The 23888-nt window shown below is 58.5% G+C and carries 22 protein-coding genes and 2 pseudogenes; 6 read left to right on the top strand and 18 right to left on the bottom strand.

Annotation, left to right across the window (positions count from 1 at the left end; translation table 11 throughout):
* Positions 1-247: 247 nt before the first annotated feature.
* The 5 genes from B0G77_RS43675 to B0G77_RS38895 form a co-directional block, all read right to left on the bottom strand.
* Positions 248-505, bottom strand: coding sequence for a hypothetical protein (locus B0G77_RS43675; RefSeq protein ID WP_166656358.1), 258 nt, complete (start codon positions 503-505; stop codon positions 248-250).
* A 759-nt stretch (positions 506-1264) separates the two neighbouring features.
* Positions 1265-1846, bottom strand: coding sequence for a hypothetical protein (locus B0G77_RS38910; protein WP_133667202.1), 582 nt, complete (start codon positions 1844-1846; stop codon positions 1265-1267).
* Positions 1843-2643 carry a hypothetical protein gene (locus B0G77_RS45060; RefSeq protein ID WP_243751464.1) on the bottom strand — a complete coding sequence of 267 codons (801 nt, stop codon included), beginning with the start codon at positions 2641-2643 and terminating at the stop codon, positions 1843-1845. Before B0G77_RS45060 ends, B0G77_RS38910 begins: the two co-directional genes overlap by 4 nt.
* Positions 2644-2810: 167 nt before the next feature.
* Positions 2811-3269, bottom strand: coding sequence for an RES domain-containing protein (locus B0G77_RS38900; protein WP_133667615.1), 459 nt, complete (start codon positions 3267-3269; stop codon positions 2811-2813).
* Positions 3269-3697, bottom strand: coding sequence for an antitoxin Xre/MbcA/ParS toxin-binding domain-containing protein (locus tag B0G77_RS38895; protein ID WP_133667201.1), 429 nt, complete (start codon positions 3695-3697; stop codon positions 3269-3271). Before B0G77_RS38895 ends, B0G77_RS38900 begins: the two co-directional genes overlap by 1 nt.
* Positions 3698-4539: 842 nt before the next feature.
* Between B0G77_RS38895 and B0G77_RS38885 the strand changes: the two genes are divergently transcribed.
* Entirely contained in the window at positions 4540-5253 is a 714-nt protein-coding gene (locus tag B0G77_RS38885; protein ID WP_243751463.1) for a DUF6088 family protein, read from the top strand.
* A complete protein-coding gene (locus tag B0G77_RS38880; protein WP_133667200.1) occupies positions 5250-6284 on the top strand; it encodes a nucleotidyl transferase AbiEii/AbiGii toxin family protein in 1035 nt (344 codons plus the stop codon). The genes B0G77_RS38885 and B0G77_RS38880 overlap by 4 nt, the downstream gene beginning before the upstream one ends.
* Before the next feature lie 301 nt (positions 6285-6585).
* Here the strand turns inward: B0G77_RS38880 and B0G77_RS38875 are convergent.
* The 7 genes and pseudogenes from B0G77_RS38875 to B0G77_RS38840 form a co-directional block, all read right to left on the bottom strand.
* A pseudogene (locus B0G77_RS38875) lies at positions 6586-7111 on the bottom strand (LysR family transcriptional regulator); the annotation flags it as partial.
* A gap of 854 nt (positions 7112-7965) precedes the next feature.
* The gene (locus B0G77_RS38865; RefSeq protein WP_133667198.1) at positions 7966-9114 is read right to left on the bottom strand and encodes a porin; all 1149 of its coding nucleotides are present in this window, start codon (positions 9112-9114) and stop codon (positions 7966-7968) included.
* Positions 9115-9256: 142 nt separating this feature from the next.
* Entirely contained in the window at positions 9257-10051 is a 795-nt protein-coding gene (locus B0G77_RS38860) for an ABC transporter ATP-binding protein (RefSeq protein WP_133667197.1), read from the bottom strand.
* A gap of 70 nt (positions 10052-10121) precedes the next feature.
* The gene (locus B0G77_RS38855) at positions 10122-10835 is read right to left on the bottom strand and encodes an ABC transporter permease (RefSeq protein ID WP_133667196.1); all 714 of its coding nucleotides are present in this window, start codon (positions 10833-10835) and stop codon (positions 10122-10124) included.
* Positions 10836-10839: 4 nt separating this feature from the next.
* Complete coding sequence (gene hisQ, locus B0G77_RS38850; RefSeq protein ID WP_133667613.1) at positions 10840-11529, bottom strand: histidine ABC transporter permease HisQ; 690 nt, start codon at positions 11527-11529, stop codon at positions 10840-10842.
* Positions 11530-11941: 412 nt separating this feature from the next.
* Entirely contained in the window at positions 11942-13366 is a 1425-nt protein-coding gene (locus tag B0G77_RS38845; RefSeq protein WP_133667195.1) for an FAD-dependent oxidoreductase, read from the bottom strand.
* A 55-nt stretch (positions 13367-13421) separates the two neighbouring features.
* Positions 13422-13766: a RidA family protein gene (locus B0G77_RS38840; protein WP_133667194.1), complete on the bottom strand. Its 345-nt coding sequence runs from the start codon at positions 13764-13766 to the stop codon at positions 13422-13424.
* Positions 13767-14099: 333 nt separating this feature from the next.
* Here B0G77_RS38840 and B0G77_RS38835 point away from each other — a divergent pair, with 333 nt between their 5' ends.
* A complete protein-coding gene (locus tag B0G77_RS38835; protein ID WP_243751462.1) occupies positions 14100-14951 on the top strand; it encodes a LysR family transcriptional regulator in 852 nt (283 codons plus the stop codon).
* Positions 14952-15414: 463 nt separating this feature from the next.
* Here the strand turns inward: B0G77_RS38835 and B0G77_RS38830 are convergent, their stop codons facing one another.
* From B0G77_RS38830 to B0G77_RS38805, 6 genes and pseudogenes are all read right to left on the bottom strand, one after another.
* Complete coding sequence (locus B0G77_RS38830; RefSeq protein ID WP_133667192.1) at positions 15415-16200, bottom strand: ABC transporter substrate-binding protein; 786 nt, start codon at positions 16198-16200, stop codon at positions 15415-15417.
* 435 nt (positions 16201-16635) lie between these two features.
* Positions 16636-16935 carry a hypothetical protein gene (locus tag B0G77_RS38825; RefSeq protein ID WP_133667191.1) on the bottom strand — a complete coding sequence of 100 codons (300 nt, stop codon included), beginning with the start codon at positions 16933-16935 and terminating at the stop codon, positions 16636-16638.
* A gap of 319 nt (positions 16936-17254) precedes the next feature.
* A pseudogene (locus tag B0G77_RS38820) lies at positions 17255-17344 on the bottom strand (transposase); the annotation flags it as partial.
* 430 nt (positions 17345-17774) lie between these two features.
* Positions 17775-18239, bottom strand: coding sequence for an Lrp/AsnC family transcriptional regulator (locus B0G77_RS38815; RefSeq protein WP_133667190.1), 465 nt, complete (start codon positions 18237-18239; stop codon positions 17775-17777).
* A gap of 135 nt (positions 18240-18374) precedes the next feature.
* Positions 18375-19133: an amidinotransferase gene (locus B0G77_RS38810; protein ID WP_133667189.1), complete on the bottom strand. Its 759-nt coding sequence runs from the start codon at positions 19131-19133 to the stop codon at positions 18375-18377.
* A gap of 241 nt (positions 19134-19374) precedes the next feature.
* The gene (locus tag B0G77_RS38805; protein ID WP_133667188.1) at positions 19375-19806 is read right to left on the bottom strand and encodes an Lrp/AsnC family transcriptional regulator; all 432 of its coding nucleotides are present in this window, start codon (positions 19804-19806) and stop codon (positions 19375-19377) included.
* 221 nt (positions 19807-20027) lie between these two features.
* Between B0G77_RS38805 and B0G77_RS38800 the strand changes: the two genes are divergently transcribed.
* The 3 genes from B0G77_RS38800 (at position 20028) to B0G77_RS38790 (ending at position 23536) form a co-directional block, all read left to right on the top strand.
* Complete coding sequence (locus tag B0G77_RS38800) at positions 20028-21107, top strand: ornithine cyclodeaminase (protein ID WP_133667187.1); 1080 nt, start codon at positions 20028-20030, stop codon at positions 21105-21107.
* A 57-nt stretch (positions 21108-21164) separates the two neighbouring features.
* Positions 21165-22124, top strand: a complete 960-nt coding sequence (locus tag B0G77_RS38795; RefSeq protein WP_133667186.1) for an arginine deiminase-related protein — start codon at positions 21165-21167, stop codon at positions 22122-22124.
* A gap of 260 nt (positions 22125-22384) precedes the next feature.
* Positions 22385-23536, top strand: a complete 1152-nt coding sequence (locus B0G77_RS38790; RefSeq protein WP_243751461.1) for an IS110 family transposase — start codon at positions 22385-22387, stop codon at positions 23534-23536.
* The last annotated feature ends 352 nt before the right edge of the window (positions 23537-23888 follow it).

The raw sequence follows: 23888 nt of genomic DNA, 5'->3' as shown, positions 1-23888 counted from the left end.
CATACCACTGAAGTTGATAATTAACATTATGTCAAATTATGTGCGCAGGAAGAGCGGGAGGACTGCCAGGTCAATCCCAGGGCCCGTCTCGTGTTGCGCATTGAGCGTCAAGATGAATCCGGAACCCGTCCCTTATCCGCCCGACCGTTAGCGACGAATATTTGTCGGGAGTCATGCCTCGTGTCGCCAGAGGAAGGAGCCTCTACGGTATTCCGTTACACGACGGCCCGAGGGTCGAACGGACGAGCTACTTCGCGACACATGTCTTTCGAACCAGGCGCGGCAGTGTGATTTCACTGCCTTGACGATGCGGGTGCGGCCGGTTTCGAATCCTGAGCGTGTGCGTTTCATCGGCACTACCCGGTAGCCAGAGTTGCGCCTTGAGTGCGTTACGCGCAACCGCGACTTCGACCTCGCGGCCGCGGATCGACAGCATGAAAACGATGGCACGTCCGTCCGGCGAGACGGCGGGCGCACGATCGAGAACCTCCGTGACACGCCTCAAGGATACCTTTCGCGGCCGGTCTGTTTGTGTTGCGCCGCGTAACGATAAATCTACCCGAAGTGGCAACCGGCGCGATCGCCAATGACGTCACGATTCAGCCCCCGCCAGGCGTCCGTGATCGCCGGCACCGTAGCGCATTTCCTGCGAGCCCGGATGCCCCGGGCCCGTTTCGTTGCGAGCCCGGATGCCCCGGGCCCGTTTCGTTGCAGGCGGTTTTTTGGTTTGTGGCGTAAACGGCCGGCATAGACGGTTAGTTGCGTATTTGTAGTTGGCATTTCTCGTGAATGGTGAGCTTTTACAGGAGTAAACGCAGTGGGCCAATGCGCGGCGACTACCGGATACCGTTGGAGATCCGCCGATCCTGGGTGAGCCACCATTCGAACAAAAGCTGCGATTCGTGCCACAACTGCTCACTCACGGGCCTGCTGATTGGAAATCGCGTGCGGTCGCGCGAGCACCGGTTCCTGGAGAACACCTTTTTTGGCGACTCCAGATCGCCGCAATGCCTTTCCCGGGGGGCGGCCGGGACCGCAAATTTCCGCCAAAAGCGGTTTATTCGCTGATTCAAAAAAGTGAATCTCTTCGGGTCGCATTCCCCGTCCCTTGGGACGTAGGCCGGTTGGAAACCGGCGGCTCGAGACAGCGCCGTTCATACCCCGCAGCTTGCTAGCTTGCTGCGGGGTGCTTGATTTTCTGATTTTGGCCGCCACGGCCGATCCATTCATTGATTCATTCATTGCCCTGGCGAGCGGTCGCGCATCAAAGCTCGTCGGCCCGGTCAGCGATGTCCAGCTTGAATTGCCAGCCCTCGAATGCCATCAACATGCGCCCGAAGTCGTCCCAGCTGATTTCCTTGCCGTCGACGACAACAAGAGGGGTATCTCCGGGCCCCGACATATCCGACGAAATCTGCCCTCGCACGGTTTGATCAACGATCCTTAGCTGATGGTGATCCACGGTGAGATGCTTGACGGACAAGGCCCGCCTCATCTTTTCGACTAACCGGCCGAGCAGCGTTAGCACGTCCTCTTCCGGCTCACCGATGATCCGGAATTCATAACCGGATCGGAGTTCATCCTGCAGTTCGAATGCGTCAAGGACGATCATGTCGCCGAGCAGACGCATCTGAAAATGGAACTGGTGTGCCTCGCCGGCGCAGTCGACCATCCGGACAGGTTCGAGCCGGACGTTTTCGAAGCCAGTCAGGCTGTTCTGTTTCGCGACCTCTGCATTGAAACATTGGCTGCAAAGCAGCCGGTAGCCCCGCTCCATGGAGCCATAGTGGATTGCATCCCAGGCTGCTGTGGGCTGTGCACACTGTTCGCAACGCCCCTCTTTCATGCCGATTTCCTTTGCCGATGAGATGGCTTCTTCTGTGCGGGCACAGGCACAAAAGCAATGCAGTTCACGAGGTTGGCAGCCACCATCATCACATATTTGTCGCTGTCTTCGGAAACGACGCTTTTCAGCCAGTTCGCGGTTTCGGACCATACGCAGGCGAGCAGGTTTTTCTCGGGATGGTTTTCGATGTATTGCTGCATCAAACGATCCCGTAGTGGTGGGCCCAGGTCTTCGCCGAGCTTGACGGTGGTCGTGTAAAGCTGCAACTGCAACTCCTGCTCGTCCTCCGTGATCAGGGGCCATGTCAGGCCCGACTCTTTCATGGCTTGAAAGCACAGAAGGAGAAGTCCGAAGGCGAACTCCATTTTCTCCATCGATACACCGAACGTCTGCAGCACGAGAACCGAGCCAAGCATGTGGGGTTGGACAAGGAATATTTCGTCGATGACCGCCTCCTTCTGCTTCAGATTCATTGCCTTGACGGCGCTCATGGCCCGCGTCACAGCAACTGGCGAAATATGGCTCATTGATTTTCCTGTTATGGCGGAAGGAAGCAGTTTTTGAAGCGTTGCGCCTGCCAACAAGCCCGCGCCCGGGGCACCGGAATTTTTTTGGGGGTCACCTGCAGGCTCCCTGACAAGTCGTGTACGCACGTCGGCGTCCGCGGCGATCGGCAATGTGACGAACGCACGCTCGAACATCCCAGTGTACGACCGCTGAAAAGGAAGATAGCGTATCGGCGTGCCGTTCGTGGAGATGGCATACAGCAGCAGTGGTTTCCAGAGGCCGCCGATCATCGTGCCCGGAGCGATCTCAGAAGCGACGACGCGTACGACACAGCGTCCGTCCAGTCGCCATCGAGGATGGGCGCGAACGAATCGCGCGAGCGATCGGGCGCCGTGCGACGAAGCGAAAGTAGAATGCGTTGGGAAGAGAAAGTTGTAACGACTGGGGCAGAGGCCGTTCACCCGCGGGGAAACAGGCGCTCATCCCACACGACGGGGCGCGACTCGCTAACTGCAAGACGTTGGGTCATCGGGTGCGTCGGGTTAACGAGCGCATTCCATTCTTCGCGCGCCACCACGGACGGCACCAGCAGGACTGCGCTGCGGCTCTCGGCGATCCAGCGATCGCCAAATGCCCGCGCGATTTCAAGGTCGGGCCCGTCCCAGCCCGCCGGCAAAATCGCGGCATCCGCGCGTTCGATCGCGATGTTATCTGGCACATCGGCGACAACCAAAACATGGGTGCGCGGCACCTTGCCAATGCGGGCGTGCACGAGCACCTCCAGCATGGCGCCGGCGAACGTCGTCGCCCCATAAATGACTGGGCGGCCGGGACTGTTGAACCGGCCGCCCACCAGCATCGCGCCGGTGCCGTCCCATATCGGGTGACGTCGGTCAGCAATCCGGTAAATCCGCATCACGCCGGAATTCCATAAAACAGCTTCCAGAGCAATTCCTCAACGCGTCGCGCGCCGAGTTCGGTCATCGACACGTCGAGCGGCGTGCGGCCATCCAGCAGCGGATGGGGGGTATTGAGAAATTCCCGCGCGTCGGCTTCCGAATCCCACACGTATTCCGTCGTGGCGAACACGCGAGCCAGGCGTTCGGCCTTCTCCGATTCATCGGGGTTCAGCAAGTCGCGCCGACGCTTGAAGGTGGCTTCAGGAATGATGCGGAACAGAAGGTTGCGGCGTTCTTCCGTGGTTCGCGCGACGTGCTCAACGCTGGCGCGAAGCGCGGATTTGGGCAGCCCGCCGCGCACCCGATCGTCGAGCTCTGCAAATGATCGGGGCAGCGGTGTCAAGGCCATGACAGCTGCGATTTTTGCGGGTGAGACAGTCGTCATGACAAGCCCCATAGGTATCAAACGATGCCCTATTATACCGCATTTGATACCGTTCCACGTAAGGCCTCGGTCCATTCGATGATTGGCGCAGCGCCTTGAACAAGCCTCAACTACTGTATATATTAACAGTGATTATCTATACAGTACCGGAGGCGGTATGGAACATCTGGTCCGGGTGCTCAATGAACGGGATCACAGGTCGGCGACGCAGCGCTGACGGCCGCAGCCCAGCGGTGCGGCGGGCCGACGAAGCCTTATGTGTCGTCCGTTTGCCGGTACCTCGGCGTCACCGCGCCGCAGTTCAGCGGGGCTCGCCTCCACAATCTGACTGCCACGGCCGAACAGTCGTTGGCTCTCATCAGGCAAATACTGACCGATCGGAACCGGTCAGCGACTCCGTACCGCAGCGAGCCGCATCCCCGTGTCCTGTTCACCCGGATGTAGCCCTATCGCGGCTCGCTGCACAGCGACTTCATCAACATATTTCAATATTTTAAGCATTTTCAACTGCATTTGTCTGGCAAGGTCGATTTTAGTTCGACGTCTTACGGAAAAGTGATCATGTTAATTATGTCAAGTCCGGGAGTCAATTAGAGAATTCGGGACCGGAATGCGACGAGCGGGCGCATCACGCCCGCCTCACGCACCGGCCTGAACTTGCTCGTCGGTGTGACCTTGATCCACGTGCAATTTTCCGGTTAGGAGGATCAAGACTGTGCGTGGATTAAGGTCACACCCGGTCGGGTGTCCTGTCGTCCGAAAAATGTATATTTTTTTCGGACAACGCCTGGCTTGCAGTTTGTCCGAAAAATGTGTACATTTTTCGGACAATAGGAGTGGTCGTGACTGAGCTCAGCAACCGCATGATTTTAACGATGAGCGCCGGAGCGCCGGGATCTGTCTGGGTGCCTGCGGATTTTGCCCAGCTGGGCTCGCGTGACCTCGTTGACAAAACCCTGCAGCGGCTTGTCGCCAGCGGCAAGCTCCGTCGCATAGATCGCGGCCTGTATGACATGCCGTCGATCAACCGGCTGACGAACCGCCCGAGCGTTCCCGACTATCGCGCCGTGGTCGAGGCAGTTGCCAGACGCGATCAGATCCGGGTGTTAGTCGACGGTATCACCGCCGCGAACGACCTTGGCCTCACCGACGCCGTGCCGGCCAGGGTCACGCTCCATACCGACGCTCGACGGCGTTCGATCAAACTCGAAAACCTGTTGATCGAATTCAAACACACCGCACCAAGCCGCCTCTACTGGGCCGGTCGGCCGGCAATGCGCGTCGTCCAGGCCCTCCACTGGCTCAAGGACACGCTGGACAACGATGGTGACCGGGTACGGCGCCGCCTTGGCGCGGTTCTGTCAGACCCTGACCATGGCTACGACATCAAACGGGACCTGATCGACGGTTTCGCCCACCTGCCAATCTGGATGCAAAAATTCCTGCACTCAATACCTAACTTCGACCCGAGCAAGGCCGATAAGCCGCTGCCTCGCGGCACTGACCTGACAGTGCAACGGACGCGCCGAGCCGCGGATGCCGGAGGACAAGGATGAACGAAGCATACAAAGACATCATCGCGGCGTCCGACGACGATCGCCGAAATCTCTTCCTCGAAACTGCGGCGCGCCTCGGCACCGCGGTCCAGAACGTCGAGAAAGATTTCTGGGTTTGCTGGGTCCTCGACGCGCTTTTCAACGGCATGACCCCAAACGGGCCGCGCCTGCTCTTCAAAGGTGGCACATCGCTCTCCAAGGCCTTTGGTCTGATTTCGCGCTTCTCTGAGGACATCGACATCACCGTCTTTCGCGACGACATCGGGCAACATGCAGAACCCGAGGAACTGGAGCTTTTGAGTGGGAAGCAGCGCCGCAAACGCCTCGATGCAATCCGCACTGCATGCCAGGCCTTCATCCACGGCGATCTCACGGCTCAACTGCAAGTCCTGGCCAATGAGTTCATCCCGCAGGGCTTCAGGCTCGAACCCGACCCTGACGATAGTGACCGCCAGACACTGCTGTTGTGGTATCCGGCCGTAACCGCGGCGTCCGGCCAATATATTCGCTCTGCCGTCAAGATCGAGGCAGGCGCCAAATCTGCCCTCGATCCGCACGCGGCCGCGATGATCACACCTTACGTCGCCGCGGGTGTTCCGCATCTCAACCTTGACGTCGCAGAAGTAACCACAGTCCAGCCCGAGCGCACCTTCTGGGACAAGATTGTTATCCTGCACGGTCTGCGTCAATGGTATGAACGACGTGGCGAACTGCGTCACGGCGGACAGCGCGTATCGAGACACTTCTACGATGTTCATCAGCTCACGATCAGCACACACGCATCCGACTGGCTACGTAATCAACCGTTGGCTGAAGACTGCGCCCGGCACGCACGACTGTTTTTCGGCAGTTCGGATTTCGGTCTTGAACTGGCCAGAGCTGGCGCCTTTACACTGTCGCCGCCTGAGGCGATGCGCGACGGGCTGCGTCGCGACTATGAAGCGATGGTCGGGATGATCTTTCACGGCACACCATCCTTTGATGACGTATTAGCGACTGTGGAACGGGTCGAGCGTCAGATTAACGGCTGAGGCGCGAATAGCGAACCTGCGAAGGTAGCCTGAAGGAATCCTATTTTGATGAAGGGTTTGGAAACAATTGATCAAGACGGCGACTCGTAGCTCGAATGAAGACCACGGAGGCATTGCATCGCGCGTTCCATATACATAGGACTACTGTACAACGTTGCCAATTTCTTTTATGTCAAATGACCTCTACTGACCGACGGGTTTCCACGCGTCAAGTTCGTTTGCACAATTTTGTTCCCGGCTTTTGCAGAATTTTGTTCCCAGCTCCTTGGGCGAGCAAAAACGAGGCTGCCCAGCGTACGGCGAAATGTTCGCGGGCGAATCCGGGTGTGGCGACACACTGATAGCGCATCTGTCCGACCGGTTCCGCCACGAAACGATCGACAACCGGTTTCGATTGCGTGGACAGGAAGCCTTTGACGTCGCCGCGCGCCAGTGCCTCGAGCGTATGGTTCTGATCGTCCACGACGATCTCAAGCGCCACATGGTGTTGCGCCAGCTCACGCGTGACCGGCTCAAACCAGGTGACAAGCGAATCGGCGTTGACGGCAAGGGCAAGCGCTGTTGTCGCCGCCCTCCCCGGCGTGACATGCCGGAGCAGGTCATCCTCCTGAAGCCGGACAGTCATGAAATGACGAAACACGTCTTCGCCCGCTCGTCGGCATCACAGTCGGCTCGCGGATCAGGAGCAGCGCCCCGATCGACTGTTCGAGCCGCTTGACACGGCGCGTCGCTGCAGCAGAGGAGATGTTCAGCGCAGCCGCCTCCTGCGTGAAACTGCGATGTTCGACCACTGCGGCAAACGTCTCCAGCTCGATCATGTTCAACATCGCGCTCACTTTCACCCTCACTCCTCTCTCCCGGACAGCGCAACTGTCGAGCGAACATCAATGCCCAAAAGCGGTTATGCCGCGAGGTGCCGACGTTCACCTAACCAATCGCGCGGTCGTCAAGTCCAGTTCGATAATCCGCGCCAGAAATGACCACAATAAAAAATGGTAACCGTCATCTTGCCGACGAGGAGGACAGCCCATAATCCGGTTTCAATTCGCTTGCCTAACTGTATCTCCGGCAAGCTAGAATCTTGCGCCGATAGCGTCAGTAGACGAGACTTCGCCGTGCATGGCCGGTCGCTCCGGATCGGGTGGAAAAACGCACCATTTTCCGTCCCGGTGACGAAAAAAGAGCATCGCCTTCGACCCGCTTCCATTGTCTGCGACGACGCACACATATCGTCCCCTGCTGGATCGTCCGTAGTGGCTGACCCGAAACCCTCTCTTCGGGTCGGGCGCCAACCAGTCCTGCACCATACTTCTCAGCGACGTTCCCCCAACCGCCATAGTCTTCCTCATTCCGTGAAGGTTACGGTTCCGCGATCCTGAAGAGCGAAGGTAGTGACTGGCTCGCGGCAACACGCGTTCGACAGCTCCACCCAGACCTACGTTTACTTCGGACCTGCCTATTCGCTTCCGCTCGAATTCGATGGTCGTAGCTACCGGCCCAAGGAGGTCGCTGAAACCTTTGCGTAAAAACGAAAGAGAGCTAAATAAGGAGCGGTCCTGCTTCACGCGGTGGGGAGAATTTGCGCCCCCATCAGTGGACGGTGAACTGTCCCTCCGGGCCTCCCTAAAACGAACGTCATACGTCATGCCCGCCACCGCGCTGCAAACCGTCGCGGGACTCGTCAGAACTTGTGCCGCATTGCCGCCCGGATTACGAGCTGATTCGAGCTCGAGGAAACGTCTGCCGCACCTGGAACATAGGCGGCGTCGAGCACCGTCTGAGTCTTGTCGCCTCCAGCATGCTGGTATGCACCCTGCAGGTACAGATCCGTACGCTTTGACAGATTGTAGTCAGCCATCAACCCGATCGACTGGTAGTTGGGATGCAGCTTCCCGGTGGTGGCGTTGAAATCGGCCCGCGTATAGGTGTACATCGCGCCCACGAAGAACGCAGGGGTGAACTGATATTTCCCGTTCACTTCGAAGTTCTGGAAGCGCAGCGACGACAGGGTCGAGCCGGTGGGCGGCGTGATCGCACCCACATAGCCGGAGCTGAGCGGTTGCGTGACGTTGGTGTTCGTATATGCGAAGCCCAGTGTTGCCGAACCGATCGTGTAGTTGATCCCCGCGCCGAAGATGCGCAGGCGCTCGGCCAGGAAGTTTTCGTCGCCGCCGTTGTTGATCGCGCCAGTGGCCGTTGAAGATGGATTGTTGGCCTGCAGATACGCCGCAGCGAGAAGCAGTCCACCGGTGGTGTACTGCGCACCAAGGCTGTACTGGCGATTGTTGGCGAAATTTGTGTCGTTGCTGAAGCTATACGTACCGCCGAACTGGAAGCCGGCGAGCGACGGACTGGTGTACTTTACGGTATTGTTTACGCGGAACGTGTTATCCGTGTTGTCGTTGTCATACGGGTGGGAAAAAAGGTAGCCTGCCCAGTTGCCGTTCGCGGTGGTCTGCGCCAGATAGTCGACGACCGAATCATACTGTCGCCCCAAAGTCACCGAACCGAACTGATTCGAGGAAATCCCGACATATGCCTGACGGCCAAACATCAGCCCGCCTTGCCCGAGACGACCATTGTTAACATCGAAGCCGTTCTCCAGTTTGAAGGTCGCGGTCAACCCGTTGCCAAGATCCTCTGTTCCTTTGAGGCCCCAGCGGCTACCTTGAGCGTAGCCGCTCTGGAGTTCATAAACCTTTGAACCTCCAACATTGTTGGTGTAATCGAGTCCTTCATCAATCAGACCGTAAAGCGTCACAGTAGATTGAGCGAATACCGGAGTTGCGATAGTGGAAATAAAAAGTACAGCAAGTGCGATTTTTTTCATTAAAGTCTCCGAATATTAGAATATAACTACGTGCAAACTTTTTTATCGACGGGCCGAATTAACCACGTATGATTCGTATCTTATCTCTCAGTATTACTGATTAAATATCAGACGTCGCCTGCAGTTTTCTCACGGTTGCGGGCTACTTCAGGCTACCAGAGAGAAACTGCCTGAGTCGTTCGCTGCACGGCTTGCCCAGTACTTCCTCAGGAAGCCCCTCTTCCTCTGTGCGTCCTTGATGAAGAAACATCACATGATTCGATACATTGCGGGCGAACCCCATTTCATGCGTAACCACAATCATTGTGCGTCCTTCGTCTGCGAGCTTTTGCATTACCTTAAGAACTTCACCTACCAACTCTGGGTCGAGTGCAGATGTTGGTTCATCGAACAGCATCACGTCAGGGTTCATCGCCAACGCACGCGCAATCGCGACACGTTGCTGTTGGCCGCCAGAAAGATGCGACGGATATTGCTTTTCCACGCGCGATGGGAGTCCAACTTTCTCAAGGTATTCACGCGCGCTCTCTTCCGCCTCGCGACGTGGCAGCCCGAGCACATGTACCGGCGCTTCAATGATGTTCTCAAGAACGTTCATGTGCGCCCAGAGATTGAAATGCTGGAACACCATCGATAGCTTCGATCGGATCCGCTGCAGCTGCTTCGGGTCCGCGACGTCGAGATAGCCGGATTTATCGGCCCTCGTCTTTACCGCTTCGCCATCGACCGCGATGTACCCGGAGTTCGGCCGCTCAAGAAAGTTGATGCAACGAAGAAGCGTACTCTTTCCCGAGCCGCTTGCCCCGATGATGCTGATAACGTCGCCCTTGTTTGCGCTCAGGGACACGCCCTTGAGCACCTCGTGGTCTCCGAAGCGTTTGTGGATGTCGTGAACTTCTAACTTGCAAGCTTCTGTCTGAATCGTCCGCCTCAACATTCTGATCCCTTATCGTTACGTTTAAAGCACTGATGTGTCATACACGTTGGCTGGGCACTAACATGCAAGCTTAGTGAGCACGCGGTGCGAGGTAGCCAAGCCAGTGGTGCTCAGCGCGCCGGAACACAGCAACCAGCGCGAAGGAGATGGTCAGATAAAGAAGCGCGGCAATACCAAATGCCTGGAACGACTGGTAGGTTGCAGAATTGGCGTCGCGGGCGACCTTCAGGATATCGGGCACGGTCGCCGTGAAAGCAACCGAGGTGGCATGCAGCATAAGGATCACCTCGTTGCCGTAGAGAGGCAGGGACCTTCGCAACGCGGAAGGGATGATGATGCGTCTGTAAAGAGTGAACCAGTTCATTCCGTACGCGCGTGCCGCCTCAACTTCACCGTGAGACATCGAGCGCATTGCGCCAGCGAATATCTCGGTCGTGTAGGCGCAGGTATTAAGCGAAAACGCAACAATCGCGCAATGGTAACCGCTTCGAAAGAAGGCATCGGTAAGCTCGTGCGACCGAATAAAGTCGAAGCTATAAATACCCGTATAGATCAGAAGCAATTGCACGTACAACGGCGTGCCCCGGAAGACATACGTGTAGAAACGCACGGGCATGCTTATGCAGCGATTCGTGGAGACACGAACCACCGCGAGGGGCACCGCCATCAGGAAGCCAATTACGAGAGATGCCACCAGCAGCCAGAGGGTGACGGCTAGGCCGGAGACGCGCTGCCCGTCCCAATACAGAAACGCGCGCCAGAACTGGGTAAGGATATCAATCATGAGCCTAGAGTTCCGCGTGACGAACGCCAGCCGAGAATCGTTTCTCGAGCCTGAACAGCACGAAATTGGAAATGGTTGTCATCGTGAGATAGATGAGCGCGGCACACATGACAAAGAAGAACATTTTGAACGTGCTCTTACCCGCATCCTGTGTGGCCTTTACGACGTCTGCCAGGCCGATAATGGAGACAAGCGCAGTCGCCTTGACCAGAACCTGCCAGTTGTTGCCGATGCCCGGAAGTGCGAAGCGCATCATTTGAGGAAACAGGATGCGTCGGAAAACAAGAACCCCATTCATTCCGTAGGCGGCGCCCGCTTCAAGTTGGCCGCGCGGCACCGCAAGGAATGCGCCCCGAAAAGTTTCCGTAAAGTAGGCTCCATAGATGAAGCCGAGTGTCAGGACGCCTGCCGTGAACGGGTCGATGTCAAATTGCGCGAGACCCAAGGCGTCGGTCAGATTGTTGACCGCAATCTGGATGCTGTAAAAGACAAGGAGCATCAGGACAAGGTCCGGTACCGATCGTATCAAAGTCGTGTACGCTGAGCCGATTGCGCGAAAACCACGATTTAGCGAGAGCTTCGCGATGGCGCCCATGAGGCCAAGGACAAACGCGGCCGCGAGCGACAGCACCGACAATTCAATTGTCCGCACAGTGCCGGCCAGCAGCTGCGGACCAAATCCAAATAGAAACACACTCGTCTCCATGCTTGTTATAGATAGATAACGGCGGGCCGAAGGCCCCCGCATCTCTGCTGTGCGGCAACCATTCAGTCACCCAGGCGGCAAGGAAAATCCCAGTGGTCCGGAAGGGGACTCACCGGGCACGCGCAGCGGATCCCTGTTCATTAGCTGCGCCAACAGAGGCATTGGGAACAGGACAGGTGCGCGCCAGCATATCGTCCGGCTTTTCGCGGCTGAACTATGTGTGATGTTCCTCGTCACCGAGTATCTTTCCCGCGGGTCACAAACTGTCACCCTGCGCCCGACGGGCAGTGCGAAGCGCGCGACATACTCGGATAGTTTCCCCGGCGCCAATTAGAACGAGCCTTGATCGTTGGTCTAACACCGCCTGTAGGTATCAGCCGCCCAAAGGATGCACTCGCCATCATCGGGTACCGATTTTCAAACCGAACGTTTTCGGGATGGCCGCAGCGACTCGAGGCAACAATCCGGAGCTCCTGCCCACTTCCTCATCTTCTTCACATCGGAGAATACCCCAGCGAACGAAGCGCCCCCCGACATATCGAAAAGGCTCCGGCGGCAGCGCCCGCGGTTCACGCGTACAAAAAGGTAGCGAACTCCATTCGTCTTTTGACCTAAGAACGAGCGACGCAAGACATTGCCCCCCAATGTACGTGGGATTAACGCCATGTCCTGAATATCCGCAGCCGTAGTGGATCCGTGTTCCAGGTAATGTTCGAAAGAACGGTAACCTGTCGAACGAAATATCGATGCCGCCGCCCCATGTGCGATCAATCTGAACATCTCCGAAAGCCGGCAGCAGCCGACGGAGTCCACGTTCCGCACGTATTGCCGAAGCCAAGTCAGTAGTCAGCCGTGGATCTGACGTATTCCCGCCGAAGCCTATCGGACCCGAGCCCGAACCCATCAGGATCCGTCCATCGACAGTCTTGCGAAAATAGTGAACGAACATTCTCAAGTCAGTGATACCCTCGTCCCGCTTCCAGCCCATCGAGCTGAGTTTCTCGGGGGCCGGCTGCGTCATCAATGCGTAGGAAGAGAATACGGTAAGAAATGGCGCGACCTCTCTGCGCTTGGCGAGTTCGATATTGGTCGCGAGCACCACTTCCTTTGCGACGATTTCACCCTTAGGCGTGACAACGCGATTGAGCGTTCCCTCGTCGAGCCGGATCATCGGCGTGCCTTCGTATATCTTCACATCCGCAGCGATCGCTGCAGCTCGCAATTGGCGCGCCAGGCGGGCTGGTTGAACAGTCGCGCCTTCAGGGAAATATAAACCTTCCCGAAAAACTGAAGACCGGCAAATTTCCTGGACCTCTTCGGCCGTCAGCGAGCGTACGGTGTCTGGAACGCCGAGCTGCCGTGCCGTCTCAAGGTACGATGCGATTTCGGCATCTTGCGCCGGTGCTGCGGAGACACGCATATGGCCGTTTTCACGCCACCATACGTCGCGACCGGGCGCGGTAGCAAACCGCCGAATGGCTTCCTGAGCCCGTGTACCAGCTCTTGCAACGTCCAACGCCGCATCAGGGCCAATGTTCGCCGCGATGCCAGTGAGAGACGGCCAGTATCCGCTGACCTTCCCCCCATTTTTACCGCTAGCACCGGAACCGCATTTGGATGACTCAATGAGAGCGACGGAGAGCTGCGGCGCGCGTTCCTTGAGGGCCAGGGCAGTCCACAGTCCCGTATATCCGCCACCGACGATCACCACGTCAACTGTGAGCGCCCCGGTAAGCGCAGGCGCGGCCGGTTGTGCACCCTCACTGCGCAGCGCCTCCTCGAACCACCAGGACGGGTCATTCGGAGCTTTTCCCTGCAGATTCATTTGCCCTTCCCTCTGATAAACGTATATGGCTCTGGCAACATCACGCGGGTCCTGTTCAGACCACCGCTTGAACCTGGATCTCGACAAGGATGTCTTCTCCTGCCAACTTCGACTGGACCGTCGCGCGTGCGGGGGGATGCTCCGTATCGACCCAAGCTTCCCATACTTCATTTAGCTCGTCGAAGGTGCGAACGTCCTTGAGCCAGATGTTCGCAACAGCAATACGAGACTTGTCACTGCCGGCGGCCTGCAAATAGTCATCGATCTGGGCGAGGATATCTGCCGTCTGCTCCTTGACACCTCCTGTAGTGTCGCGGGCCGTTAACCCGGACAAAAAAGCGAAACCATTCGCGATCAGTACTTTACTTAATCGGCCCGTAATCTCCAGACGGCGGATCATGATATCTCCTCTTTCGTTAAAAAATCTTGGCGTAACGGTTCACTCTCAGATGCCACATCGCGCGTGCGCTTTGGAATCAAATCGCTGGCGCGATTCGGATACCTAAAAGTCTCCATTCTTAATCATCGAGGACTTGCACACTTCTGACGCGATACGCTTCCTGTCGACCCCGATAGCAGCGAGCACATGCAAACCAGCCACACTGCCATCGTGACGCGCGCCCCGCACGCGGTCAAATGCCAATACAATGGGTGTGTATACCATTTCCTTATAGGTGGCCCAATGAAGCTCCGACAAATCGAGGCCTTTCGTGCAGTAATGGAGTCAGGGTCAATGACCGGTGCAGCGCGCGATCTGCAAACCACTCAGCCTAACGTGAGCAGGCTCATTGCACAGCTGGAGAATGAAACACGCCTCGTCCTATTTGATCGCACAGGCGGACGCTTGCTGCCACGGCCAGAGGCCAAAGCTTTGTTTCGCGAAGTTCAGCGAGTCTTTGTGGGGCTAAAAAGCCTGACGTACGCGGCAGATACCATTCGCAACCTTGGAAGCGGCCGCCTCCGCATCGGCGCCGTGCCGGGTATCGGACTTAGTTTCCTTCCCAGGGTCGTTGAACGTTTCAAACGGACGAGACCAGGAGTAAACATATCTATCCATACAAACTCATCGATCACGGTCGAGCAATGGGTCTCGTCTGAGTTTTGCGACGTCGGAATCGTGGCGTTCGTTTCCGGCGCGGCGACGTGTCAGGTTATCCGGCTACCGGATGCTCAGGTACTTTGCATGGTTCCGAAAGCGCATCGGCTTGCTCGACGCACTGCAATCATGGCAAGCGACCTTCGCGGAGAGGAGTTCATTTCCGTGTGTCAAGGCGATGGATCGAGGGAAGACACTGACCAGCTGTTTGAAGACGAAGGAGTTGAGCGCAAGCTAACTCTCGAGGCACAGTACAGCGCAACTTGCTGTGAGATGGTGAAACTGGGTATGGGTGTAACGTTGGTTCATCCACTCGTCGCAACAGACTTCGTCGGGCAGGGAGTGAAGGTTCTTCCTTTCACGCCGTCTATCTGTTATCCCAGCTTTCTTCTATATCCGCCGCATGACGTCGTCTCGCAACTGGTTAGCGAGTTTGCAACTCTGCTCCAAAGCGAGTTCGAACGCGAGCTGACAATCTGGAACGAGTAAGCCAGGAATGAAGTAAGAGAAGGGCTCGACTGCATGCGGGCCGTTTTTCTGGCTAGACGCCCGTGCAAGCAGCACGGGCGTCTAGCACCTGAAGACGTCGCCGGGCTCACATCGATAGTGGCGGTCGACAAGTCGTATCGACGCCGACCATAAGCCTCCGACTTCTTCTATCACTTCGGCCCCCCGAGGGGAAAAAGGATAGTTAGCAATAATGCTGCCCGAAACCTGCGATCATTGAGAAACGAGGCGAGATGGGGTTTCTATGTTTCGTCCATTTCGACGAGGTCGCTCGTGCAACGAACAGGGGGCATTAATAGAAGCCATGGTTACTTCCGCAACGTCACAAAGCGGGACTCGCTGGCAAATGACAGCATCGACGCAGCTACGGGCCGCGCCAAAATGTCGCCCGCAGTTTCGGAGGCGCACCCGCTGCCGGTTTTCAGCGAGCAGTTCAGGCCCACGGTCACCCGCCGTACACATCGTACGTGAAATACTTTTTCGCGATCCGGTCATAGGTACCGTCCCTACGTATGGCGTCGATCGCGTTATTGATCGCATTAAGAAGGACCTCATCGCCCTTTCGGACCCCGATGCATACGCCGTTACCAAATATCGCGGCATCTCTGATTTCCGGTCCTCCAGCAAAACCATAGCTGCGACCTTGATCTGTCTTCAAAAAGCCGCCCTCAGCCTGCGGACCGAACGCAAATACCGCGTCAAGGCGACCACTCACCAGGTCTGCCCATGCCTGGTCCTGCGTCGGATACGAAACGATGTCGACACCCTTTCCGCCCCAGTACTTTCTCGCATAAGTTTCCTGCGTACTCCCCTGCAGCACGCCGACGCGCTTTCCTTTGAGGGATTCCACTGTTGGTGCCAGACCGGAGCCGCCTTTGACGACCAGTTTTTCGATTGGCGCATATAACTTGTCGGTGAAATCGATGATTGCGGCGCGCTGTGCGTTCTTTGACAACGACGAATTGATTGCATCGAACTTCCGGGCCTGAAGTGCGGCTATGATCCCATCAAAAGAATTTTCAACCCAGATGCACTTGACTTTCATCCTCGCGCAGATCTCATTTCCGAGGTCTATGTCAAACCCGACCAGCCGTCCATCTGGAGACTTGGACTCAAACGGCGGATACGAACTGTCTACGCCGAAGCGGAGCTCTTTAGGGTCTTGCGCAGATGCGCTCGTCGAAAGACTGGTTGCGATGAACGCAAGCAGCAAAGTCGTAATCACCTTCATGTTGGATCTCCTCACTGGCCCCCCCAAAAAGCGGGCAAAAAATTTAACCGGCGACGCGCGTGGTCGCCTTGATTGCCGTGCGGCAGACTTCCTACGATGACCAAAAATTCCGATTGACTCCGGAAAGTGGTGCACCAATTGAAGTCTTCCTGCACCCAAGTCCCAGCCATCTGAAGACGTACGGGGTGGCAAGCTCATCATGCTTGGCATCTCGGTGTGACGTCCAATGCGGAAAAATTTGGCGCCTATACGGAATTGGTATACCCCAGACCGTACAGCGTCGCGAACTTGCGTGCGTGCGGCACTGGATTACCGAACTGACACGATGGCCCCGCGCGCCTTCCTGAACCGTTGACGCTATAGCACGAACTGGTCATCGGAGACCACGCCAATACGGAGGGATACAGGTCTACGCATACGATTGAGGAAAGTGCCTTACGTACCATGATGGACTCCGGCTCCGTTGAAACACCGCCCATCCCGGCCCATAGGTGATTTTTGTGCATTTTGTGACTGTAGGGATAGCAGCGCACGAACTCCAGCACTGCGTCCGTCGCCTGACACAGCTTCGTTCACAGCAATGCGGGCGATCATCTGTCTCATCGCGGCCGACGCCAGTTCCAGCACCATGCGCACGATGTCGGCCACCGCCAGCGGTGTTCCGTGTGCCGGTACCGGTGCATAGACCAACAGCAGTTCCGCGTGCGAGGCGCGTCCTGAAGCCAGCAGAAACACGTTGTGCGACCAAGCTTGAGAACGATTTTGCGCCGCTCATCCGGTTAGATCGAGAAGATTGCGCAGCACAGGGCCCCGAGGACGGGATTTGGCGCTTGAGCCGACAGCGGATCACGATGCACCGCACTGTCGATGCGTATATAGCCGCGCGTGGTTACGTCACGCAGTAAGATTAAACTGCGGTCAAGATGGTCGGTGAGCGGTCAAGGGATTCTTCCAGGTTCTGCGAAAGATCCAGATGCCCATAGGAGCGGTTACGCTTCGCATTCCATTCGTCTGGCGGCATCAGCGGCATCGCCTGGCTGCGTAACGCGAAGCCCTGCTCTATCAGTTGGCGCCCCGAGCGGATGCTGTGGAGCACCTGAACCAGCATGGCTCGCAACAGCCTCTCTGGCGCGATGCTCGTCCGCGCCCAGACGGCGTGCCAGCAGACGAAGGCCACGCTGCGTCCTTGATCTTGTCGGTTAGCGTCTGAAGGACCACCAGCTCCTTCGCTATGCGATTGGGCAGCGCAGTATATTGCCGCTGCGTCTCGTTGCCGACGCTGGCCGATTTCTCAAAACGAGTCATCTCCATCTCGAGCACCGAGAGCGATAGCTTGCTGACATCGGCGTCATCCGGAAACAAGAGTCTGGGATTGCCCGGGGGGCGCGCCCAGGGCCACGTCAGATCGCTATGAGGGCCCGAGGACGGGGCGGCCGAGGAAAGACTTCCGTATGAGTCGGTGTGATGGACCCAACATGATCGATCCGATATCGCATGCCAGTAGCGGTCAACTGTGCGCGACCCGCCAGCGCCGTACCGCCCGACCGGCGCAATACCGCTGTATCGATCACTTTTCAACCGGTACTGCGCTTGATCGTCTGAAGTTCGGTTGTCGTTGTGACCTTCTCGACATTGAACCGCGGATTCGCGAGCCATGCATTCGCCAGAGCATGATACTCGGCGAGATTACGGCACGCGATCCGCACCAGAAAATCGAATACGCCGCTGACCAGCCAGCAGTCGAGCACTGCGGGATTGGAGCGCACTTCTTCCTCGAACATCTCTTGAGAGCGCACGTGATCGCCGAGCGCAATTTGCGCAAGTAAGATAACCGGAGGCTCGTCTTGAGGCAGCCGCACTACCGCGCGGTACCCCTTTATCACACCGAGTGCCTCCAGTCGCTGAACGCGCGCTTGGCACGGCCGTGGCGTCAGATTTACCCTTTCAGATAGTTCCCGGTACGAAATGCGCCCATCAAGCCGCAAGATATCGATGATCCGTTGGTCGATCTTGTCGAGCTGGATTTTCCCTTCCGTCATGTACACGTCCTCCCGGGCAGGTCCTTTCGTGAGCGCCACCCAATCGCCCGTACAAGCATTATCCAGCGGATCGTTCTTTACGCAAGCTGGCGTTCGATGGAAACGTCCGCATTTTTCGCCCGGGCCGATACTGTCCTAGAAGCGCAGCGACAGGCAGGTCAGACCGCCGTCCATCTTGCGGAACTCGCTAGCGTCGAGCACGTGCAGCGGCATACCAAGCGCTTCCAGGCGCTCTTGCACCCGCGGGTAACCTGCCGGAGTGATGAGTTCGCCGTTCACTTCGAGCGTGTTACACGCATATTCATCGGCCATATCAACGGCAATCCGATGGAACTTCTCGAATACGGATTGGTTGGCGAGCACGTCGCAAACAAGGAGTGTCTCGTCTCCAAGGTAGTTCACGGACGACTTCAGATGCAGGCTGGCACCGATTGGCATTGCCTCGACGTCGTAACCAAAGTGCGACACGATGTCCTTGAACGCGCGCACGCCCGCTACGTCGGTACGGGCCGAAAGTCCGACGAAGAAACGCTTGCCGATCAGCATTACGTCGCCGCCATCAAGGTGCCCGTCACGCATCGGCTTGACCTCACGGCATGCGGCCAGCGGGACTTCGATCGCCTTTGTTTCGCCGCTGCGTGCGGGCGCTCCTGGACGCGTCAGCACGGCGAATTCCGGCGTAATCACTGCTACGTCTTCAACGAAGTGAGCATCCGGAAATGCATCAAGCGAGGGCAATTCCGTGAGCTCAAGACCCAATTCGCTCAACTTCGCGCAGTATTCCTCGAACTGCTGCAGGGTCTTTGTGTAGTCGGCTTGACCGAGTTCCGCGTTAGTTAGGCCGTCGACGCAGGATGCGGCGGGACGACGAACGATTGCCTGTGTGAATTTCATTTGACTCTCTTTCCACAATAACCGGCGTAGGCTACCCGTTATGGGATATCAGCCTTCCGGATTCGAAGCAATTATCGGCCAGCGTATCTCGCCATTGCGGTCGACTTGGTGTTCAAGCGCGACGATTCCGGTCGAATTTCTTATTTTTTATAGCCGAATCGGCTGCGTGAAGAAAGTGAGTGGCATCGGAAGAATGCCCACGAAAGCGCTTTCCTCGTGAGCCGATACAGTCATGACGTGTTCAAACTTTGTGCGTCGACAAGAGAATGCTCGTCTCAGAGTTCGCGATTCCGTCAACAAGACGAACAGCGCCGAGCACGCGATCGAAATGTTCCAGCGAATCGGCATGCAATTCGACGACAAGGTCCCAACGGCCGTTTGTACTATGGATCGAGACGACGTTCGGATGCCCGCGCAGAAGTTTCACGACTTCGGCGGCACGATTGCCCTGCACCGCGATCGACATAAGCGCACGGATGCGATGGCGCTCGACTGCGGGCTTCAGCCGAACGGTATAGCCGATGATCACCCCGGCTTTCTCGAGTCGAGTAATCCGGTTCTGCACGGTCGCCCGCGCGATGCGCAAAGTCTTCGAGAGCGCGACGACCGACAGCCGCGCGTTATCGCGCAGCAGCGCGATTAGCTGACGATCTACGTCGTCGAGAGTAACCATCGAACTTGTCGCTCCTGTTAGATGTCATCCAGCCGCAAGCATGTCGCGTCTGGCCCTGCTCGACCAGCGCGAACCGATCATGTTGCCGAATCAGAGCGAGCATTCTGAATAGCTTATCGAGAAATTTGACGATTTTGTTATCTATCTGCTGGTACCCTCCCCTGCAACAATGTCTCCATCGAGCGGTCGTTTTCGCCGCGCTCACTCTAGGAGATAAACCAATGACACGTTTCCTCGACGTTCCCGCCACCGCTCGACTGATCGCCAGGACTGGCGTCACGCCGTTCCTTCGCGAACTCGTCGACACACTGCGTGCCGACTACCTGCACTGGGCCGACTTCGACAAGTCACCGCGCGTCGCGTGCCACTCCCGCGACGGCGTGATCGAGCTGATGCCCGTCGCGAACGCGTCGCTGTTCGCGTTCAAGTATGTGAACGGCCATCCCGTCAACGCCGCGCGCGGAATGCACACGGTGATGGCGTTTGGCGCGCTTGCCGAAGTCGACACCGGCTACCCGCTGCTGCTCGCCGAGCTCACGCTGACGACCGCGCTGCGTACCGCCGCGACGTCTGTGCTCGCCGCACAGGCGCTCGCCCGGCCCGACTCGCGCACGATGGCGCTGATCGGCAATGGCGCGCAGAGCGAGTTCCAGGCGATCGCGTTCCACACGCTGCTCGGCATCGACGAAATCCGCGTGTTCGACGTCGATCCGCTCGCGACCGACAAGCTCGTGCGCAACCTCGCCGCGTATCCGGCGCTGCGCGTCGTGCGCGCCGCGTCGACCGCCGACGCGGTGCGCGGCGCCGACATCGTGACGACGGTCACGGCCGACAAGGCCTACGCGACGATCGTCACGGCCGACATGATCGAGCCCGGCATGCACCTGAACGCCGTGGGCGGCGACTGCCCTGGCAAGACCGAACTGGAAGCGGACGTGCTGCGCGCGAGTCACGTGTTCGTCGAGTTCGAGCCGCAGTCGCGCATCGAGGGCGATATCCAGCAGATGCCGGCCGACTTCCCGGTGACCGAACTGTGGCGCGTGCTGCAGGGCGAGACGACCGGCCGCGAGCGCGCGGACGAAATCACAGTGTTCGACTCGGTCGGCTTCGCGCTCGAGGACTACTCGGCGCTACGCTACCTGTACGCGCTCACGCAGCAGCACAACGCAGGGGTCGAGATTGCGCTGATTCCGCCGGCCGTCGATCCGAAGAACTTGTTCGCGCTGATCGACGGTCCTGCCGCGACTGCGCACGGCCACGCGCCGTTCGTGACCGAAGCCGTCGCCGCGTTCGCGCGCTGACCGTCCTGCGCGGGCGGCACGCGCCGCCCGGTCCCTTGTCTATCGCTCCAACCCTTCATGAATCTAGTATCGATCCAGGCGCCGGCCGCAGTCGTGATGATCCGGCCTCACGGCTTCCTGCCGAACCCGCAGACCGCGGCCGACAACACATTCCAGCGCACGGCCGACGAGGACGCGGGCGCCCCGCCGTCGGTATCCGCCGCCGCGCGTGACGAAGTCACGGCCGCTGCGCAGACGCTCGCCGACGCGGGCGTGCGCGTGCATGTGTTCGACGACCACGGCGAATGCGACACGCCCGATTCCGTGTTCCCGAACAACTGGTTCTCGACGCATGCAGGAGGGCACATTGCGCTGTATCCGATGCATAGCCCCAACCGCCGCCGTGAGCGGCGCTCGGACGTCATTGATATGCTCAAGAACGAGTACCGCGTGCAGGACGTGATCGACTATTCAGGGCTCGAATACGACGACGTGTTCCTCGAAGGAACCGGCGCGATGGTGCTCGACCATGTCGCGCGGATCGCGTACACCGCGCGCTCGCGCCGCGCCGATCCGGTCGCGCTCGAACGCTTCTGCACGCACTTCAATTTCGAGCCAATCTGCTTCGATACGGCCGACGCGGAGGGCCGGCCGATCTACCATACGAACGTGATGATGAGCGTCGCAACCGAGTTCGCCATGGTCGGACTCGACCTGATCGCCGACCACCGCCGCCGCGACGAAATCGCGCGCCGCCTGACCGAAACGGGACGCACGGTGATTGCGCTCGATCAATTGCAGATCGCGAATTTCGCCGGCAATACGCTGGAACTGTCGGGCAAGAACGGGCGCGTGCTCGCGCTGTCGCGGCGCGCGTTCGATTACCTCATGCCTGACCAGCGCGCAACGATCGAGCGCTCGGCGCGGCTGCTGCCGCTCGATGTCCCGACGATCGAACTGGCCGGCGGATCGGTGCGCTGCATGCTGGCTGGCATCCATCTCATGCCGCGTCGTGCGCAATGTGTTTCCAACTTTTGACACTGGCACGAAGACTGATTGAGAAGCCGGCCGTGGCCGGACTACGCATCTGCGAGCTTTGCACGCTGCTCTGTGTCGGGAGCGAGTGACTGCGCCCGAAGCGTCAGGGCAAGGATTCTTAAGCGAGCCATCTGCCGAGCGAGCCTTCCACATCATCGAGACGACGGCTCAACTAGATGCTATGTGGGAGGGCGGCGACAGTAAGCCCGACTGGAGTAAAACGGGACTTGCACACTCGTTTTCTCCGAAGGAGCACGCAAATGGATGCGCCTGACACAGCCCTCCGTGGGCAGAATACGACGGCAGGTGGCCGCCTGTACATGGCTTTTGAACTGGGCGAGAAGAACTGGAAGCTCTCACTGGGTGATGGCCAGCGCGCGCCCAGCCGCTATACGGTCGCCGCCGGTGATACCACGGCGGTTCTCACCGCCATCGCCAACGCCAGGGCGCGTTGCCATCTCGGCGCCGACGCACCCGTCTACAGCTGTTATGAAGCAGGCCGCGACGGCTTCTGGCTGCACCGCTGGCTGACTGAACAGGGCATCGTCAATCTCGTGGTCGATTCGGCCAGCATCGAGGTGAACCGCCGTGCGCGTCGTGCCAAGACAGACCGGCTTGACAGCGACAAGCTGCTGTCGATGCTCATGCGCTATTACGCGGGCGAGCGGCGCGTATGGGCGGTGGCACGCATTCCCACACCCGAGCAGGAGGACGACCGCCGCCTGCACCGCGAACTCGAACGCCTGCGGAAAGAGCGTACAGCGCACACCAACCGGATCCGTTCCCTGCTGGTTCTGCACAACCTTCGGGTCAGGTCTGTCGGCGGTCGCATCTGGACGCACTGGTGGACCCGTCAGCGCGAGCTGCTGGCGCCCGGTCTGCGCGCCGAGATTGAGCGCGAATGTGAGCGGCTCGCGCTGGTGCGCCAGCAAATCCGTCTGCTCGAAGTGCAGCAGGACCGGCAGGTGCGCAGCGGCGCACATCCCGCCATGGCGCTGCTCGCACAGCTTGCTGGCATCGGTTCAGGCAGCGCGTGGACCCTGGTCAGGGAACTGTTCGGCTGGCGGCAGTTTCGCAACCGTCGCGAACTGGCCGGCTGTCTGGGCCTGACGCCGACGCCGTATGCCAGCGGCACCAGCGCGGTTGAACTCGGTATCAGCAAGGCGGGCAACCGGCGATGTCGCTGGCTGATGGTGGAGCTCGCCTGGAGCTGGCTGCGCCTGCAGCCCGGCAGCGAGCTCAGCCACTGGTTCAACCAGCGCTTTGGCGGCGCCGGCAAGCGGATGCGGCGCGTCGGTATCGTCGCGCTCGCACGCCGTCTGGCGATCGCCCTGTGGCGTTATCTCGAGTACGGCGAGATCCCCGCCGGCGCGATACTCAAGCCGCGCGACGTCAACACCGTGAGGGCCTGAATGATTGAATGACGTCGGATGCAGCAACAGCATGTAAAGGTCAACGCGCCCGAAACACGCTCGGGCTACCCACTGCGGGTGGCCGTTTCCCTAGATGGGGCGCGTCGGTAACAGGGTAGCTCCAGCGCTTCGCGCATGCGGCATAAGGTGACCGACCTGTCAGGTCGGCACGGATAGAAGGTCGACCCGGCACTGACCGGTCAACAGATACCCTGACCTGAATGACATTGACATGCCAGGCTGCAACAAGGCTTACGCGATGAGCGTCGGTACCGTCCTTCACGCATCGGTCTCTACCGCCAGCCTGCGGCTGGTCATGGTAAGTGACCGCGCAGGCTGGCGGTAGAGACCG

Source organism: Paraburkholderia sp. BL10I2N1 (genome assembly GCF_004361815.1).
Lineage (GTDB): Bacteria > Pseudomonadota > Gammaproteobacteria > Burkholderiales > Burkholderiaceae > Paraburkholderia.
Note: the sequence above shows the minus strand (reverse complement) of the source record. Positions and strands in the feature narration are given on the sequence as shown.